Origin of the sequence: Pseudonocardia petroleophila (genome assembly GCF_014235185.1) — a bacterium.
Lineage (GTDB): Bacteria > Actinomycetota > Actinomycetes > Mycobacteriales > Pseudonocardiaceae > Pseudonocardia > Pseudonocardia petroleophila.
The window spans coordinates 2,059,414-2,074,952 of the sequence record NZ_CP060131.1; the positions used below are offsets into that span (position 1 = coordinate 2,059,414).

18 protein-coding genes are annotated in these 15,539 nt (G+C 74.3%); 6 read left to right on the forward strand and 12 right to left on the reverse strand.

Annotation, left to right across the window (positions count from 1 at the left end):
• Nucleotides 1–26: 26 nt before the first annotated feature.
• From H6H00_RS10400 to H6H00_RS10420, 5 genes are read right to left on the reverse strand one after another with little or no spacing between them, the layout of a single operon-like run.
• Nucleotides 27–488, reverse strand: a complete 462-nt coding sequence (locus H6H00_RS10400) for an NUDIX domain-containing protein (RefSeq protein WP_185721082.1) — start codon at nucleotides 486–488, stop codon at nucleotides 27–29.
• 17 nt (nucleotides 489–505) lie between these two features.
• Nucleotides 506–1,288, reverse strand: a complete 783-nt coding sequence (locus H6H00_RS10405) for a class I SAM-dependent methyltransferase (RefSeq protein WP_185721083.1) — start codon at nucleotides 1,286–1,288, stop codon at nucleotides 506–508.
• Between the two features lie 14 nt (nucleotides 1,289–1,302).
• Nucleotides 1,303–1,659, reverse strand: coding sequence for a Rieske (2Fe-2S) protein (locus H6H00_RS10410; protein WP_185721084.1), 357 nt, complete (start codon nucleotides 1,657–1,659; stop codon nucleotides 1,303–1,305).
• A gap of 8 nt (nucleotides 1,660–1,667) precedes the next feature.
• Complete coding sequence (locus tag H6H00_RS32235) at nucleotides 1,668–2,600, reverse strand: Rieske (2Fe-2S) protein (protein ID WP_185721085.1); 933 nt, start codon at nucleotides 2,598–2,600, stop codon at nucleotides 1,668–1,670.
• A 43-nt stretch (nucleotides 2,601–2,643) separates the two neighbouring features.
• Nucleotides 2,644–3,858: a PucR family transcriptional regulator gene (locus H6H00_RS10420; protein ID WP_185721086.1), complete on the reverse strand. Its 1,215-nt coding sequence runs from the start codon at nucleotides 3,856–3,858 to the stop codon at nucleotides 2,644–2,646.
• 138 nt (nucleotides 3,859–3,996) lie between these two features.
• Here H6H00_RS10420 and H6H00_RS10425 point away from each other — a divergent pair, with 138 nt between their 5' ends.
• The gene (locus tag H6H00_RS10425; RefSeq protein WP_185721087.1) at nucleotides 3,997–4,803 is read left to right on the forward strand and encodes an alpha/beta hydrolase; all 807 of its coding nucleotides are present in this window, start codon (nucleotides 3,997–3,999) and stop codon (nucleotides 4,801–4,803) included.
• A gap of 4 nt (nucleotides 4,804–4,807) precedes the next feature.
• Entirely contained in the window at nucleotides 4,808–5,035 is a 228-nt protein-coding gene (locus H6H00_RS10430; protein WP_185721088.1) for a hypothetical protein, read from the forward strand.
• A 7-nt stretch (nucleotides 5,036–5,042) separates the two neighbouring features.
• On the opposite strand, the gene H6H00_RS10435 is transcribed toward H6H00_RS10430, so the two are convergent.
• The 5 genes from H6H00_RS10435 to H6H00_RS10455 form a co-directional block, all read right to left on the reverse strand.
• A complete protein-coding gene (locus H6H00_RS10435; RefSeq protein ID WP_255425677.1) occupies nucleotides 5,043–5,894 on the reverse strand; it encodes a vWA domain-containing protein in 852 nt (283 codons plus the stop codon).
• A gap of 107 nt (nucleotides 5,895–6,001) precedes the next feature.
• Nucleotides 6,002–6,916 carry an AAA family ATPase gene (locus H6H00_RS10440; protein WP_255425678.1) on the reverse strand — a complete coding sequence of 305 codons (915 nt, stop codon included), beginning with the start codon at nucleotides 6,914–6,916 and terminating at the stop codon, nucleotides 6,002–6,004.
• Nucleotides 6,913–7,722 carry a mycofactocin-coupled SDR family oxidoreductase gene (locus H6H00_RS10445; RefSeq protein ID WP_185721089.1) on the reverse strand — a complete coding sequence of 270 codons (810 nt, stop codon included), beginning with the start codon at nucleotides 7,720–7,722 and terminating at the stop codon, nucleotides 6,913–6,915. Before H6H00_RS10445 ends, H6H00_RS10440 begins: the two co-directional genes overlap by 4 nt.
• Nucleotides 7,723–7,734: 12 nt before the next feature.
• Nucleotides 7,735–8,571 (reverse strand): mycofactocin-coupled SDR family oxidoreductase, encoded by an 837-nt coding sequence (locus H6H00_RS10450; RefSeq protein WP_185721090.1) that lies wholly within the window; start codon nucleotides 8,569–8,571, stop codon nucleotides 7,735–7,737.
• A 28-nt stretch (nucleotides 8,572–8,599) separates the two neighbouring features.
• Nucleotides 8,600–9,415 carry an SDR family oxidoreductase gene (locus tag H6H00_RS10455; protein WP_185721091.1) on the reverse strand — a complete coding sequence of 272 codons (816 nt, stop codon included), beginning with the start codon at nucleotides 9,413–9,415 and terminating at the stop codon, nucleotides 8,600–8,602.
• 143 nt (nucleotides 9,416–9,558) lie between these two features.
• Between H6H00_RS10455 and H6H00_RS10460 the strand changes: the two genes are divergently transcribed.
• Nucleotides 9,559–10,233, forward strand: coding sequence for a MerR family transcriptional regulator (locus tag H6H00_RS10460; protein ID WP_185721092.1), 675 nt, complete (start codon nucleotides 9,559–9,561; stop codon nucleotides 10,231–10,233).
• A gap of 6 nt (nucleotides 10,234–10,239) precedes the next feature.
• On the opposite strand, the gene paaK is transcribed toward H6H00_RS10460, so the two are convergent.
• Both paaK and paaZ read right to left on the reverse strand, forming a co-directional pair.
• Nucleotides 10,240–11,565: a phenylacetate--CoA ligase PaaK gene (paaK, locus tag H6H00_RS10465; RefSeq protein WP_185721093.1), complete on the reverse strand. Its 1,326-nt coding sequence runs from the start codon at nucleotides 11,563–11,565 to the stop codon at nucleotides 10,240–10,242.
• The gene (paaZ, locus tag H6H00_RS10470; protein ID WP_185721094.1) at nucleotides 11,562–13,592 is read right to left on the reverse strand and encodes a phenylacetic acid degradation bifunctional protein PaaZ; all 2,031 of its coding nucleotides are present in this window, start codon (nucleotides 13,590–13,592) and stop codon (nucleotides 11,562–11,564) included. The genes paaK and paaZ overlap by 4 nt, the downstream gene beginning before the upstream one ends.
• Nucleotides 13,593–13,719: 127 nt before the next feature.
• On the opposite strand from paaZ, the gene H6H00_RS10475 reads away from it, so the two are divergent.
• The 3 genes from H6H00_RS10475 to H6H00_RS10485 are packed head-to-tail and all read left to right on the forward strand — an operon-like array spanning nucleotide 13,720 to nucleotide 15,505.
• The gene (locus H6H00_RS10475; protein WP_185721095.1) at nucleotides 13,720–14,523 is read left to right on the forward strand and encodes an enoyl-CoA hydratase/isomerase family protein; all 804 of its coding nucleotides are present in this window, start codon (nucleotides 13,720–13,722) and stop codon (nucleotides 14,521–14,523) included.
• Nucleotides 14,520–15,110: a TetR/AcrR family transcriptional regulator gene (locus tag H6H00_RS10480; protein WP_185721096.1), complete on the forward strand. Its 591-nt coding sequence runs from the start codon at nucleotides 14,520–14,522 to the stop codon at nucleotides 15,108–15,110. Before H6H00_RS10475 ends, H6H00_RS10480 begins: the two co-directional genes overlap by 4 nt.
• A complete protein-coding gene (locus tag H6H00_RS10485) occupies nucleotides 15,107–15,505 on the forward strand; it encodes a GNAT family N-acetyltransferase (RefSeq protein WP_185721097.1) in 399 nt (132 codons plus the stop codon). Before H6H00_RS10480 ends, H6H00_RS10485 begins: the two co-directional genes overlap by 4 nt.
• Nucleotides 15,506–15,539 lie beyond the last annotated feature (34 nt).

The following is a 15,539-nucleotide window of genomic DNA, read 5'->3' on the forward strand; positions in this document are numbered from 1 at the left end:
GGGGGGCCCGTCGCCGGGGACGCGGGTCAGCCGGCCGGGAGCCCGTGCTCCAGGTAGGTCGGGACGCCCGCCCGCCGGGCGTCGATCGCGGCCGAGACCCGGCGGACGAGCCGGGGCTCCATCATCACGAACAGCTCGTCGGGCGACAGGAACGCCCACGAGGTGAGCACGTCGGGGGCGAGCTCGATCCGGTCGAGCTGCGCCTCGGTGAGCGTGCCGCCGTCGAAGACGAACCGGACCCGCTCCTCGCGCACGAGCGGCGCCCAGTCGACGACGAGCAGCCGCCCGGGCAGCAGGTCGAGCCGCAGCTCCTCGTGCAGCAGCCGCACGCACGCGTCGCGCGGCGTCTCGCCCTTCTCCACGTCGCCGCCGGGGATCTCCCAGCGGGGCTTGTAGGTGGGTTCGACGATCAGGACCTGGCCGTCGGCGTCGAGGAACAGCACCGCGGCCGCCGCCGCGGTCCGCGCGATGGTGTCGACGATCTCCACTGCGGTCTCCCGGGTCGTCAGGCGGGTGCGGTGCCGATGATCCCGCGCAGCTGGAGTGTGGCCCGGATCGGCAGCCCTGTCCTGACGAACGGGGCGGCCGCCCGCAGGCACGCGTCGTGGAAGGCCTCCTCGCCCGCGGCGGCGACCGCCTCGAAGCCCGGACCGGTCGACGCCAGGCCCCGGGCGTAGTGCTCGGCGTCGGCGAACTCCAGCACGAACGGGACGTCGAACAGCTCACCGGGCTCGAGGCCGGCCGCGGCGAGGAACTCCGCGGCCACCCCCGGGCGCTTGAGGGCGACCATGTCGGACTGGCGGTCGACCTGCGGCGGTGTGGCCAGCCGGAACGGGGCGAACAGCGGCCCGCCCTCCGACGCGGCCATCTCGCCCCAGAACGTGACCGCCACCCGCCCGCCGGGGCGCAGGACGCGGCGCGCCTGCGCGATCGCGCCCGGGGTGGTGGCCCAGATGCCCCGGAAGCTGGTGACGGCGTCGAAGGAGGCCGCGGCGAAGTGCGGTTCGGCCATGTCGCCGACGACGACGCGGCTGTCCGGGTTGCGCAGCGCGGCCACCGCGGCGAGCCGCGCCGAGGCGTCCACCCCGGACACCTCGGCCCCCTGCAGCCGGGCCAGCTCCATCGCCAGCCCGGAGCCGCACGCCATGTCGAGCACGGCACTGCCGGGCCCGATCCCGAGCAGGCGGTGGACGTGCAGGTACTCCCGCACGGCGGCGGGCTCCATCAGCGTGGCGAAGTCGGCGGCCCGCCGCCCCCATCCCTCGTCGACGGTCCGCCACTGCTCCACCGCGGGCTCCGGGCTCAGTGGAACGGCTTGTGCGGGATCGCCGCGTCGTTGAGCTGCTGGTCCATGTCGACCCAGATCGCGTCGTCCTCGATCTTGCACGCGTAGACCGGGATCGGGGCCACGGCCGGCACGCCCTTGGGCTCGCCGGTGCGCAGGTCGAAGCACGAGTTGTGGGCCGGGCAGATCAGGGTGTCGTCCTCCTGCAGGTAGCCCTCGTTGAGCGGCTGCTGCTGGTGGGTGCACGTGTTGTGCACCGCGGCGACCTCGTCCTCGTAGAGCCGGACCAGGCAGACCGGCTCGCCCGCCAGCTGGACGAGCATCATGTCGCCCTCCTCGAGCTGGTCCAGGTCCGCGACCGCTTCCCACGCCATGGTTCCTCCTAGTTTTTCTTGCGTCGTGCTGCGGGCAGGGAGCCCCGGACCTCGACCCAGCCGTTGCGGATGCGCGTGGGCAGGACCGGTTGGGGGTGGTGCGCGGGGCCGCGGACGATCCGGCCGTCGCGCAGGTCGAACTTCGACTCGTGCAGCGGGCAGGTCACCACGCAGTCCTCGACCGGGCCGCGCGAGAGCAGCGCGCCCGCGTGGCTGCACAGGTCGTCGATCGCGTGCACGACGTCGCCGGAGCGGTGCAGCATCACCTGGCGCCCGTCGACGGTGACGCCCGCGGTGGCGCCGTCGGGCAGGTCGGACTCCTCGACGGCCTGCACCCAGCGGGTCGGGCCGGTCGTCGTGGCGACCCGGTTGACCATGACGGCCTTGCCCTGCACGAGGTGCCCGCCGACGTACCCGGCGGCACCGGTGACGGCCATGCTCGCCAGGCCCAGCACCTGCGCGGGGCGGCGGTGCCCGTTGACCCGCGCGACGAGCGATGCGCCCTGCAGCGCGGTGCCCGCGAGGTTGAGCAGGCCGTGGAACAGGCCGGTGCGGCGGTCGTCGCCGTCGCTGACGGTCCAGTCGGTGAACCCGGTGGCGACGGTGCCCGCCGCGGCCAGCAGCCCGGCGGCGCTGAGCGTGCCCGCGGCGTCGAGGCCGCCGCGGCCGTCGGGCTCGTCCTTGCCCAGCGCGTCGAGGACGACGGTGCCGGCCCAGAACCCGATCGGCAGGTCGCTCAGCGCGGCGTGCAGGGAGTGACCGGCCCAGCGGCCCCCGTGCATGAGTTCGACGACCAGGTTGTCGCGGTGGCGGTCGTAGAGCGGTTGGGAGACGGCGGAGACCGACTCCTCGAGCGACTTCAACCACGGCCACCGCTCCACCCGCGCGAACAGGTGCCGGTGCCACGTGGTGGGGCCGAGGGGTGCCTCGGTGTCCGACATGGACTCTCCTGTCTGGCTGCGGAGGCGCAGTCAGGGGACGATCTCACCCGCGCCCGGTGACGGGCGTCTCATCGTGCGACGCCGGGCGGACTCCGGGGAGCAGGCGCAGCGCGTGCAGCGCCGTCGACAGCTCGGCGAGCGCGGTGGGGTGCTCCAGGTCGCGCCCGGTGTGCTCGGCGATGCGGCGCAGGCGGTGCCGGACGGTGTTGGGGTGCAGGAACATCCGCGTGCCGGTGACGGTGGCCGACCCGCCCGCGGCGAGCCAGTTCTCCAGCGTGTCGAGCAGCAGGTCCTGCTCGTCGCGGCGCAGCTCCAGCAGGTCGCCGAGCACCCGGCGGGCGATCTGCACGGCGGCCTCCGGCGCGGCGGCGACGAGGGTGGCGAGCGGCGTGTCGTCGAAGCGCCGGACCGACGGGGCGCCGGCGGGCGCGCTCTGCAGGGCGATGCGGGCGAGGTAGAGGTTCCGCGGCGTCTCGCCCAGCGCCGGGTAGACCGGGCTGACGCCCACGCGGCCCGGGGCGGCCCCACCGACGATCCGCACCGCGTCGGACGGGTCCGGGCCGGGCAGCGACACCACGCCGACCTCGACGTCGGGCAGCAGCCGCCAGGCCGAGGAGACGTTGACGGCGCGCAGCTTCGACGCGATCTCCGGCAGTGCGACCGTGCCGACCGCCGCCACCTCCGCCGCGACGGTGACGAACGAGCCGGTCGAGGGCAGGTCCAGGCCGTTGGCGATCTCCCACACCGAGCCCGCCGCGCCGGTCGTCAGGGCCTCCACCAGCGCCGAGCGCTCCTGCTCGTGGCGGCGCAGCTGGTGCGCGGTGGCGTCGCGGTGGGCCGTGGTGAGCATCGCGGAGTACTCGTCGGCCTTCCAGAACACGTGCGTGGCCAGCGCGGCCAGCCCGGGGGCGTCCACGCCGGCCCCGATCGCCTCGGCCGCGAGGAGCTCCCAGAACACCGCGAAACCGATCCGGAACCCGGCGAGGAGCTCCGGCAGCGGGGCCCCGGCCCGGCCGCGCAGCTCGCCGGTGCGGCGGGCGGCGGCGAGGTCGGCGCCGTCGGGGAGGGGGTCGGTGCGCAGCAGGTACCGGACGTTGTCGACGGCGGCGGTCCGCAGCGCCCCGGTGCTGACGAAGGTCTCGTCGCGGTAGAGCGGGATGCCGTCCTGGACGCGCGCGACGATCCGGTCGGCCACCTCGTCGAGGCGCCGGAGCAGGGCGGGGGCGACGAGGTGCAGCGCGCTCGGGACGTCGGCCACGGCGCGAGCCTAGGACCCGGGGGCCGGTGTGCGTGCGGACAATCCGGACGCCCCAGCGGTGTCCGTGGGAACCTCGCCACCGGGCGGGTGCCGCGGCCACGCTCGACGGGTCCCCATCGCCCCACCGGAAGGCCCGTCATGACCACCGCACCCGACACGATCGTCCTCGTCCACGGCTTCTGGGTGACCCCCCGGAGCTGGGAGGACTGGATCGCGCACTACGAGGCGAAGGGCTACCGCGTCCTCGCGCCCGCCTACCCCGGCTTCGAGGTCGAGGTCGAGTCCCTCAACGCCGACCCGTCCCCGGTCGAGGCGGTGACCATCACCTCGATCGTCGAGCACCTGGAGTCCGTCGTCGGCGGGCTCGACACGCCGCCGATCATCATGGGTCACTCGGCCGGCGGGGCGTTCACCCAGATCCTGCTCGACCACGGCTTCGGCGCCGCCGGAGTGGCGCTGAACTCGGCGCCGACCGAGGGCGTGCCGATCGTGCCGCTGAGCCAGATCAAGGCGACGTTCCCGGTGCTGAAGAACCCGGCCAACCGGCACAAGGCGATCGCCTACGACTTCGAGCACTGGAACTACGCCTTCACCAACACCTTCCCCGAGGACCGCGCCCGCGCCCTCTACGAGCGCTACGCGGTCCCGGTCTCCGGGCGGATCCTGTTCGAGAGCGCGCTGGCCAACCTCACCCCCGGCCACGGCGGCACCCACGTCGACTACGCCAACGCGGGCCGCGCACCGCTGCTGCTGGTCGGCGCGAGCGAGGACCACATCATGCCGCCCGCCGTGCAGCGCTCCAACGCGAAGCACTACACCGCGGCCGGGACGCTCACCGAGTACGTCGAGTTCGGCGGGAAGCCGCACCTGCTGCCGGCCGCGCCCGGCTGGGAGGAGATCGCCGACTACGTCCTGGCGTGGGCGGTGCGCAACGCGCGACGATGATCGGGTGACGGACGAGGAGCTGGTGGTCGAGTTCGCGCTCGCGCGGCTCGACCACCCCGGTCTCGACCTCGAGGAGATCGCCGCAGTGGTCGTCCGCCGGGCCGGGCCGGACCGGCAGCTGGAGTTCGCCTCCCGCAACCTCGCGCAGCGCGGCGAGCTGCGCGGCGGGTCGTACGAGACGGCCGTGGAGTACGTCCTGCGCGTGGTCCTGCGGCTGCGCGACGCCGACTGAGCCGGTCTCAGCGCAGCAGCCGGTTGAGGGCGGGCGCGACGTCGCGGTGCCCGGCGACGGGGGCGAACCGGCCGTGGCCGAGCCGGGCGAGGTCGGCGCCGAGGGGGGCGTCGTGCTCGCCGTCGGTCTGCAGCAGGACGTGCAGCTCGGGGAAGCGGCGGGCGACGAGGCGGGGGTCGGGCCCGGCGTTGTGGACGGCGTCGGTGAGCAGCACCGCGGTGCGGCGCCGGGCCGAGGAGCGGGCCAGCTCGGTGTGGGCCACGGTCAGCGCGAAGTGCACGTTGGTGAGGCCGCGGGCGGGGATGCGGAGCAGCTGGTCGAGCAGCCGGGACGCGGGGACGTACTGCTCGAGCGGGGTGAGCAGCGCGGCGTCGGACCAGAACGCGACCAGCGCGAGCCGGTCGTCGACGAGGTCGGCCGACAGCGCGGCGACCGTGGCCGCGGCCATCCGCACCTTCTCCCCGCGCATGGACCCGGACACGTCCACGACCAGCACGACGTCGCGGCGCGAGCGCATCCGCTCGCGCACCACGATGTCGGTGTCCTCGGGGACCGGGCGCTCGGTGAGGACCTCGATGGTGCGGTCGAGGTCGATGTCGTCGGACCGGTACCGGTAGGGCACCGACGCCAGCCGGCCGGAGCCGCGCTCGGCGCGGGGGTCGCGCGGGCGGCGGCGGATCGCGAGGCGCCGGGCGATCCGCTGGGCCAGCGCGGCCACCTCGGGGTCGGGCGTGCGGTCCTCCAGCAGCTCGGCGACCTCGCGGTGCCGCGCGGTCTGCTGCGTGGTGAGCACGCCCTGCCCGCCCGCGGCCTGCGCCAGGTCACCGGTGCCGCGCTCGCCGGACAGGTCGACGACCACGGGGGTGCCCGCCCCCGTGCGGAACAGCGCCGGGGCCTCGGCGAGCTGCTTGGGCCTGCGCCGCAGGGGTGTGAGGCCGCGCGGGCCGCGGTCGGCCCCGGGCAGCTCTACGGCGTTGTCGATGTCGAGGTGGTGGGGTCCCGGCGCGGCCCGCCGGGGCGCGAGAAAAAATGGTTCTCCCAGATCTCGGTGATCACCTGCTCCGGGGTGACGTCGGCCGCCTCGTCCACGCCGACGCGCGCGGACAGGGCGAGCAGGGCGGCGTCGAGGATCCGGCGGGGCCGGTCGCCGTCGTAGCTGCCCAGGTGCTCCAGCTCCGCGGCGATCGCGGCCAGGTCGATCGCGCCCCGGACGCTGGATCCCCGGCGCAGGTCGGGGTGGGCCCGGGTGGCCCGGGTGAGCGCGACGGCGTCGGCGACCAGCTCACCGTCCGGTGAACCGGTGCGGACCGCGACGATGTCGGCCTCCTCCGCCGCGTCCTGGTAGCCGATCGCGAGGCGGCACCAGCGGTCGTAGACGGAGTCGGAGATCCGGGCGGTCCCGACGTTGTCGAACGGGTTCATCGACGCCAGCACCCGGAACTTGGGCAGCGCGGTGATCAGGCCGACGCGGGGGACCGCGACCTCCCGCTCGGCCATCGCGGCGAGCAGGGTGTTGAGCGTGTCCTCCGGGGCGCGGTTGAGCTCCTCGATGTAGAGGAACCCGCCCTGCTGCATCGCCTCCACGAGCGGGCCGGGGACGAAGTTGTCGGCCGAGTAGTCCTCGCGCAGCACCCGGGCGGGGTTGTGGTGGCCGACCAGGCGCGCGGGCGTCAGCTCGGCGTTGCCCTCGACCAGGACGAACGGCACGCCCCAGTTCGCGGTGATCGCCCGCAGGATCGTCGACTTCGACGTGCCCGGCGGGCCCTCCAGCATCACGTCCCGTCCGGCGGACACCGCCGCGAGCACCAGGTCCAGCTCGCGGCGGCGTCCGACGACGGTCCGGGCGATGTCGTCGCGCCGGGACGCGCGGGTGGCGGTCACTTCTGCAGGAACCCCGCGTCGACGGGCAGCGACACCCCGGTGACGTAGCGGGCCTCGTCGGAGGCCAGCCAGACGACCGCGTTGGAGATGTCGACGGCCTCGACCATCTCCACCGGCAGCAGGTTCTGGATGTTGGCCGCGCCGTCGTCGGTGGCCAGGAACTGCGCCGTGAAGTCGTTGACGACCATCGGCGTGTTCACCCCGGTCGGGTGCACGGTGTTGACCCGGATCGAGTGCGGGGCCAGCTCGATGGCCAGCGTCCGCATCAGCCCGACGACCCCGTGCTTGGCCGCGGCGTAGTGCGCGATCCCGGCCATGCCCTTGATGCCCGCGGTGGAGCTGGTGATGACGATCGAGCCGCCGTCGCCGCCGTCGATCATGGTGGGGATCGCGGCCTGCACCGTGCGCCACACCCCGGTGAGGTTCACCGCGATCATCTCGTCCCACGCCTCGTCGGTGATCGACCACGCGTTCTCCGCGAACGTGGCGATGCCGGCGTTGGCGCACACGACGTCGAGCCGGCCCAGCTCGCCGACGCCCTCGGCGACCAGCGCGGTGAGCGCGCCGGAGTCGCGGACGTCGGCCTCGCGGGCGACGATCCGGCGGTCCAGCTCCTCGACCTGCCGCACGGTCTCCGCGAGGTCGTCCGGGGTGGCCAGCGGGTAGGGGACCGTGCCGAGCTGGCTGCACACGTCGAAAGCGATGACGTCCGCGCCCTCCTGCGCCAGCCGCACCGCGTGCGACCGTCCCTGTCCGCGCGCGGCCCCCGAGACCAGCGCGACCTTGCCCTCCAGGCGTCCAGCCATGGTCTCGTCCTCTCAGCCCGCGTTGGTCGCGGTGGCGCCCGCCGCCACCGCGAGGGTCTCGCCGGTGATGTACCGGGCCTCGTCGGAGGCCAGGAACAGCATGGCGTTGGAGATGTCGACGGGCTCGATCCACGGCACCGGGATCGCGTTCAGCGTCTGGAACGCCGGCGCGGCGTCGTCGCGGGTCGGGTTCTCCAGGTCGGGGAGGAACAGCCGGTAGGCCGCCTCGTTCTGGATCATGCCGGTGTCGACGCCGGTGGGGCAGATCGCGTTCACCGTGATCCCGTTGCCGCCGACCTCCTGCGCGAGCGACTTCACCAGCCCGATCACGCCCCACTTCGTGGCCACGTAGTGCCCGATGTTCGGGAAGCCCATCTTCCCGGCGGTCGACGAGGTGGCGATGATCCGGCCGGAGCCCTGCTCGACCATCGCCGGCAGCACGGCGCGCATCGCGTGGAAGACGCCGGTGAGGTTGACGTCGATCATCTCCCGCCAGGCGTCGTCGGTCATCTCCGCGATCGTGGAGAACGTGAAGATGCCCGCGTTGGCCAGCAGGACGTCCACGCGGCCCAGCTCGGTGCGGGCCCGGTCGACGAACGCCTGCACCTGGCCCGGGTCGCGCACGTCCGCGCGGACGGCGACGCAGCGCCGGTCCAGCTCCTCGACGAGCGCGACGGTCTCGTCGAGGTCCTCCGGCCGGGCCATCGGGTAGGGCACGGACTCCAGCTGAGCGGCGATGTCGCAGAAGGCGATGTCGGCCCCCTCGCGGGCGAACGCGAGCGCGTGCGAGCGGCCCTGGCCGCGGGCCCCTCCGGTGATCAGTACGACCTTGCCGTCGAACTTCCCCATCGCTCCTCCTCGAGCGTCGGTGGTGACTTCAGCGGGCGAGTGCTCCCCCGTCCACGGCGAGGCAGTGGCCCGTGACGTGCCGGGCCGGGTCGGACAGCAGCCACATCAGCGCCCCGGTCACCTCGTCGGGCGAGATGACCTCCATCAGCAGCTGGTCGTGCAGCCAGCGCTTGTGCACGTCGTCGGGGGTGAGGCCGAGCTCGTCGGCGAGGCCGGAGAGCATCGGCGAGTCGACGGCGCCGGGCAGGATCGCGTTGACGGTGACGGCGTCGGGGGCCAGCTCGATCGCCATCGCCCGCGTCAGCCCGACGACGCCGTGCTTGGCCGCCACGTAGTGCGCGAACTCCGGCACCGCGCGCACCCCGCCGGTGGACCCGATGTGCACGACCCGGCCGCGCGGGGAGCGCCGCAGCAGCGCGGACGCGGCCTTGGTGGTGCGCCAGACCCCGGACAGGTTCGTGTCGACGACGGCGCTCCACTGCTGCTCCGACAGCTCCCAGAACGGGGCGCTGGTGACGACGGCGGCGTTGTTCACTAGCACGTCGAGCCGGCCGAACGCGTCCTCGACGGCCGCGACCGCGGCCTCGACCGAGGCGGGGTCGCGCACGTCGGCCACGAGCGGGACCGCGCGCCGGCCGCGCGCGGTGACCTCGGCGACCACGTCGTCGAGCTCCGCGCGGGTGGCCAGCGGGTAGGCGGGCACGTCGAGGTCCGTGCAGACGTCGAGGGCGGCGATGTCGGCCCCGGCGTCGGCGAGGGCGAGGCAGTGCGAGCGGCCCTGGCCGCGCGCCGCGCCGGTCACGAGGGCGACCTGTCCGGTGAGGTCGACGGGTTTCGCTGCCACGGCCACCACCTCCGAACCGTCCGGAATCGTTTCGGTCGTGTCCGGTTTGTCGGAGGTTGACCGCGTCGTCGCGTGAGGTGTACCACCGACGGGTGACGGTCCCAAGTCGTTCCTGAACGGATCCGGGCGAATCGAGGCGGCTCATGACGGTGCCCCGGCTGTTGACGGTGGGCGAGGCCGCCCGCGCGCTCGGCATGTGCCGCACGACGCTGCTCGCGGCGGAGGAGTCCGGGTTGCTCGTGCCGAGCCGCACGCCGGGCGGGCACCGCCGCTACGACCCCGCCGACCTCGACCGCTTCCTGGGGCGGGCCCGTCCCGCGCCCGCGCCGCCGCCCACCGACCCCGCACCCCAGGCGGTGCACCTCGTGCCCGCCGTCCGGGCCGCGGTGCGCCCGCTGGCCCGGGCCCTGGACGCGGAGTCGGCGGGCGTCTACCTGGCCGGGGAGGACGCGGGCCTGCGCTTCTGCGCGGCGTTCGGCGTGCCGCGCTGGCTGGCCGAGCGGCTCGCCGACACCCCCGCCCCCGCGGCCGTCGCCCAGGCCCACTCCGCCCGCCGGCACCGCGTGTTCGACCCGGCGGAGGTCGCGTTCCCCGAGCCGCGCTCGACCGGGCACGGCGCGGCGGTGCCGCTGTGCGCCGACGACGCCGAGCCCGTCGGTGCCCTGTTCGTGATCACCCGGTCCGACCGGGGGCTGCTCCCGGCCGACCTGCGGACCGTGGAGGCGTTCGGGTCGGTCGTCGCCTCGCTGGTCCGGTCGCTGCTCCGGGTCACCGAGCTCGAGCTGCGGCTCGCCCGGATCGCCGCCCTGTCGGGGTGAACGGGATCAGCGGTCGCGCTCGTCGTAGAGCCGCTTGAGCTTGCCCACCGAGCGCTCCAGGGTGTCCGGGTCCAGCACCTCGCAGGTGACGGTGACCCCGACGGTGTCCTTGACGGCCTTGGTCAGCGCGGCCGCGCCGGCCGCCCGGTCGGCCGGGGACGCGTCCGGACGGGCCTCGACCCGGACCCCGAGCGCGTCGAGGCGGCCCTGCGTCGTCAGGTGCAGCTGGAAGTGCGGCGAGAGCCCCGGCGTCCGCAGCACGATCTCCTCGATCTGCGTGGGGAACACGTTCACCCCGCGCAGGATGATCATGTCGTCGCTGCGGCCGGTGATCTTGGCCATCCGGCGCATCGACGGCCGGGCGGTGCCGGGCAGCAGCGTCGTGAGGTCGCGCGTGCGGTAGCGGATGATCGGCAGCGCCTGCTTGGTCAGGCTCGTGAACAGCAGCTCGCCCTCCTCGCCGTCGGGCAGCGGGGTGGCGTCGAGCGGGTCGACGACCTCGGGCAGGAAGTGGTCCTCCCAGACGTGCAGCCCGTCCTTGGTCTCCACGCACTCCTGCGACACGCCGGGCCCCATGACCTCGGACAGCCCGTAGATGTCGACGGCGTGGATGTCCATGCGCTCCTCGATCTCCAGGCGCATCTGCTCGGTCCACGGCTCCGCGCCGAAGATCCCGACCTTCAGCGTCGAGGAGCGGGGGTCGATGCCCTGGCGCTCGAACTCGTCGATGATCGTGAGCAGGTAGGACGGCGTGACCATGATGACGTCCGGCTCGAAGTCCATGATCAGCTGGACCTGGCGGGGGGTCATGCCGCCGGAGATCGGGATCGCCGTGGCCCCGAGCTTCTCGATGCCGTAGTGGGCGCCGAGGCCGCCGGTGAACAGGCCGTAGCCGTAGGCGTTGTGCACGCGCTGGCCCGGGCGCCCGCCCGCCGCGCGGATGGAGCGGGCGATCAGCCCGGCCCAGTCCTCGATGTCCTGCGCGGTGTAGCCGACGACCGTCGGGCGGCCGGTGGTGCCGGAGCTGGCGTGGATGCGCCGCACCTCCGACTGCGGCACGGCGAACATGCCGTACGGGTAGTTGTCGCGCAGGTCGGCCTTCGTCGTCATCGGGAACGCCGCGATGTCGGCGAGCTCGCGGCAGTCCTCGGGACGCACCCCCGCGGCGTCGAAGGAGCGGCGGTAGTGCGGCACGTTGTCGTAGGCGTGCCGCAGGGTCCACTGCAGGCGGCTGAGCTGCAGCGCGCGCAGCTCGTCGACCGACATGCGCTCGGCCGCGTCGAGGGTCTCCGGGGCGGGGGCGTCGCCGAGGCGCCGGGTGGTTGCGGTCATGACTCCTGCTTCGCGACGAGGGTCAGCACGTCGTAGCGCGCGACGGACTCGCCGTCCTGGCGCGTGACGTCGGCGTCCCAGCGGACCTCGCCGTAACCGGCCGAGTCGCGGGGGGTGAGCTGCTTGCAGGTGAGCGTGACGGTCAGGGCGTCGCCGAACTTCACCGGCGTGAGGAACCGCAGGTCGTCGACGCCGAAGTTGGCGAGCACCGGGCCGGGGTCGGGGTCGACGAACAGGCCGGCGGCCAGGGAGACGATCAGGTAGCCGTGCGCGACGCGCTCGCCGAACAGCGGGTTCGCCGCGGCGGCCTCGGCGTCCATGTGGGCGTAGAACGTGTCGCCGGTGAACTCGGCGAAGTGCTCGACGTCCTCCTGGGTGACGACGCGCGGCCCGGCGACGAGCGTGTCGCCGGGCCGGAGCTTCTCGAGGTGCTTGCGGAACGGGTGGACGTCGCTCTCGTGGCGCTGCGCCCCGGTGACCCAGCGGCCGGTGATCGCGGCGAGGGTGTCCGGGTCGCCCTGGATCGCGGTGCGCTGCATGTGGTGCAGGACCCCGCGGATGCCGCCCATCTCCTCGCCGCCGCCTGCGCGGCCGGGGCCGCCGTGCACGAGCTGCGGCATCGGCGAGCCGTGGCCCGTCGACTCCTTCGCGTCGCGGGCGTTGAGCACCAGCAGCCGGCCGTGCCACGGCGCGACGCCGAGCACGACCTCGCGGGCCCACGCGGTGTCGGCGGTGACGATCGAGCCGGCCAGGCTGCCCTGGCCCCGGGCGGCGAAGTCGATCAGCTGCTCGGTCGAGGTGTACGGGAGGATCGTCGAGACCGGCCCGAACGCCTCCACCTCGTGCGGCTCGGACCGCTCCGGGTCGCCGACCAGCAGGATCGGGGAGACGAAGGCGCCGCGGTCGGCGTCGGCGCCCACCACGTCGACCTGGTCGGGGTCGCCGAAGACGATGCGTCCGGCGTCGTCGAGCGCCTTGACGCTGCGCCGCACCTCCTCGCGCTGCTCCAGGCTGGCCAGCGCCCCCATCCGGACGCCGTCGGCGCCGGGGTGGCCGACGGTGACCTCCGCCAGCCGCGCCGAGGCCGCCTCGACCACCGCGTCGACGTGCTCGGTCGGCACGAACGCGCGCCGGATCGCGGTGCACTTCTGCCCGGCTTTCACCGTCATCTCGGCGACGAGGCCCTTCACGAACAGGTCGAACTCGTCGGTGCCGGGGACGGCGTCCGGGCCGAGCGCGGAGAGGTTGAGCGAGTCGGCCTCCGCGGAGAACCGCACCGAGTTCCGGACGATCGCGGGGTGCGTGCGCAGGGTCTGCGCCGTCGACGCGGATCCGGTGAAGGAGACGAGGTCCTGGCCGGTGAGGTGGTCGAACAGGTCGCCGACCGAGCCCGCGACGAACTGCCACGCGCCGTCGGGCAGCAGCCCGGAGCCGACGACCAGCTCGGTGAGCTTCGCCGTGAGGAACGCGGTCGGGCTGGCCGGCTTGACGATGCTCGGGACGCCCGCGAGGAACGCGGGCGCGAACTTCTCCAGCGGCCCCCACACCGGGAAGTTGAACGCGTTGACCTGCACCGCGACGCCGTGCAGCGGGGTGCAGACGTGCTGGCCGAGGAACGTGCCGCCGCGGCCCAGCGGCTCGACGGCGCCGTCGACGTAGACGGTGTCGTTGGGCAGCTCGCGCTTGGCCTTGGAGGCGTAGGCGAGCAGGACGCCGATGCCGCCGTCGACGTCGAACTTCGAGTCGCCGAGCGTGGCGCCGGTCTGCGCGGAGACGGCGTAGAGCTCCTCGCGGTGCTCGCGCAGGTGCTGGCCCAGCGCCTTGAGCAGCGCGGCGCGCTGGTGGAAGGTCAGCGCGCGCAGCGCGGGCCCGCCGACGGTGCGGCCGTACTCCAGCGCCCCGGCGAAGTCCACGCCGTCGGAGGAGATCCGGGCGATCTCCTCCCCGGTGACCGCGTCGTGCAGGGGCCTGCCCTCGACGGAGGGGGTGAACCAGCTCCCCTGGACGTGGCTGCGCAGGACTGTCATCGACGACGCCTCCGGAAGACTCGGCTGTACCGACCGTTCGTTCGGGAGGGGACGCTAGCACGAGCCGGCGGTCGCCGACAGGGCTCGCGGGGCGGACCGATCGTTCGGTCGGCGCTACGCTGCGACCGTGACCGATGACCCCGCCGTCCTGCTCGCCCGCGACGACGTCGACCCGGCCGTCGCCGTCCTCACGCTCAACCGGCCGGCGCGCTACAACGCGCTGACCGTGGAGCTGAAGACCGCGCTGCTGGCCGCGGTACGGGAACTGGCCGCAGCCGACGACGTCCGCGCGCTGGTGGTCACCGGGTCGGGCAAGGCGTTCTGCGTCGGCCAGGACCTCGGCGAGCACGCGGAGTCCCTGCGCGCCGAGGCGTCCTCCGCGTTCGACACGGTCACCGAGCACTACAACCCGATCGTCCTGGGCCTCGCCGACCTGCCGTTCCCGGTGGTCGCCGCGATCAACGGGCCGTGCGTGGGAGCCGGTCTCGGCTTCGCGATGACGTGCGACCTGCGGATCGCCGCCGCGGGCCTGAAGTTCTCCACCGCGTTCGTCGGGATCGGGCTGACGGCCGACTCCGGGCTCTCCGCGAGCCTCGCGCACGCCGTCGGGGTCCCCCGCGCGAAGGAGCTGCTGCTGCTCAACGAGACCTTCACCGCCGAGGACGCCGCGAACTGGGGCCTCGTGCGGGCCGTCGTCCCGGCGGAGGAGGTGCTGTCCGCGGCGCTCGACCTCGCCCGGAAGCTCGCCGCCGGGCCGACGAGGGCGTACGCGGAGGTCAAGCGCGCGGTGCACCTCGGGGCGGTGTCCGACCTGCCGACCGTCCTCGCGGAGGAGGGGGCGGCCCAGACGCGGCTCGCCGCCACCGAGGACCACGTCGGGGCCGTCGACGCCTTCCTGGACAAGCGGAAGCCGGAGTTCCGGGGCCGATGACCAGCGCCGCGCGCGCCCGCCGCCCCAGCCACGGGCCGGGGTCGCTGCTGGAGGTGGCCGTCGGGGAGTTCAACACCCGCGGCTACGACGCCACGTCGATGGAGGACCTCTCCCGCGCGGCCGGCATCACGAAGTCGTCGTTCTACCACCACTTCGCGGGCAAGGAGGCGCTGCTGCGGGCGGCGCTGGAGCGCGCGATCGACGGCCTGTTCGCCGTACTCGACACCGACGGCGCCCGCACCGGCACCCCGCTGACGCGGCTGCGCCACATCGTGCGCGGCCAGGTCGAGGTGCTGGTCGAGGAGCTGCCCTACGTGACGCTGCTGCTGCGGGTGCGGGGCAACACCGAGAGCGAGCGGTGGGCGCTGGAGCGCCGCCGCGAGTTCGACGCGCAGATCGCCGCGCTGGTGCGCGCGGCCGTCGATGCGGGGGAGATCCGGATCGGGGTGGAGCCCGCGCTGGCGGCGCGGCTGCTGTCCGGGCTGGTCAACTCCGTCGTGGAGTGGGCGCGGCCCGGCCGCGGCACGTCGACGCTGCCCGACGAGGTGGCGCGGGCGGCGTTCGAGGGGATCCTCCCGGCGCGATGACGGAGTTCGCCGAGCGCGGTCCCGTCGACGACCTCGCGCTGTCGCAGCTGCACGCCGCCGCGTTCGGGGAGAACGCCCGGCTGGTCGCGTGGGGCGCCCGCCTGGAGCGCCACAGCCTCACCTGGTTCACCGCGCACGACGGCGGGCGGCTGATCGGGTTCGTCAACGTCGCGTGGGACGGCGACCGGCACGCGTTCCTGCTGGACACGGTCGTCGCGGCGGAGCACCGCGGGCGCGGCGTCGGGCGGGAGCTGGTGGCGCGGGCGGTGCGGGCGGCCGCCGACGCGGGCTGCACCTGGCTGCACGTCGACTTCGCCGAGGACCTGCGCCCCTTCTACCTCGACCGCTGCGGCCTCGCGCCCACCGCGGCGGGCCTGGTGCGGCTGCACCGCTGAGGCCCGCCCTTGCGTCATCGGGCGCCGTGCGGCA

Excerpts from the sequence above, each read along its gene's own strand:
- H6H00_RS10410 (WP_185721084.1), bottom strand. The coding sequence starts at position 1,659 with ATGGCGTGGGAAGCGGTCGCGGACCTGGACCAGCTCGAGGAGGGCGAC.
- H6H00_RS32235 (WP_185721085.1), bottom strand. The coding sequence starts at position 2,600 with ATGTCGGACACCGAGGCACCCCTCGGCCCCACCACGTGGCACCGGCAC.
- H6H00_RS10425 (WP_185721087.1), top strand. The coding sequence starts at position 3,997 with ATGACCACCGCACCCGACACGATCGTCCTCGTCCACGGCTTCTGGGTG.
- H6H00_RS10445 (WP_185721089.1), bottom strand. The coding sequence starts at position 7,722 with ATGGCTGGACGCCTGGAGGGCAAGGTCGCGCTGGTCTCGGGGGCCGCG.
- H6H00_RS10450 (WP_185721090.1), bottom strand. The coding sequence starts at position 8,571 with ATGGGGAAGTTCGACGGCAAGGTCGTACTGATCACCGGAGGGGCCCGC.
- H6H00_RS10460 (WP_185721092.1), top strand. The coding sequence starts at position 9,559 with ATGACGGTGCCCCGGCTGTTGACGGTGGGCGAGGCCGCCCGCGCGCTC.
- paaK (WP_185721093.1), bottom strand. The coding sequence starts at position 11,565 with ATGACCGCAACCACCCGGCGCCTCGGCGACGCCCCCGCCCCGGAGACC.
- paaZ (WP_185721094.1), bottom strand. The coding sequence starts at position 13,592 with ATGACAGTCCTGCGCAGCCACGTCCAGGGGAGCTGGTTCACCCCCTCC.
- H6H00_RS10480 (WP_185721096.1), top strand. The coding sequence starts at position 14,520 with ATGACCAGCGCCGCGCGCGCCCGCCGCCCCAGCCACGGGCCGGGGTCG.
- H6H00_RS10485 (WP_185721097.1), top strand. The coding sequence starts at position 15,107 with ATGACGGAGTTCGCCGAGCGCGGTCCCGTCGACGACCTCGCGCTGTCG.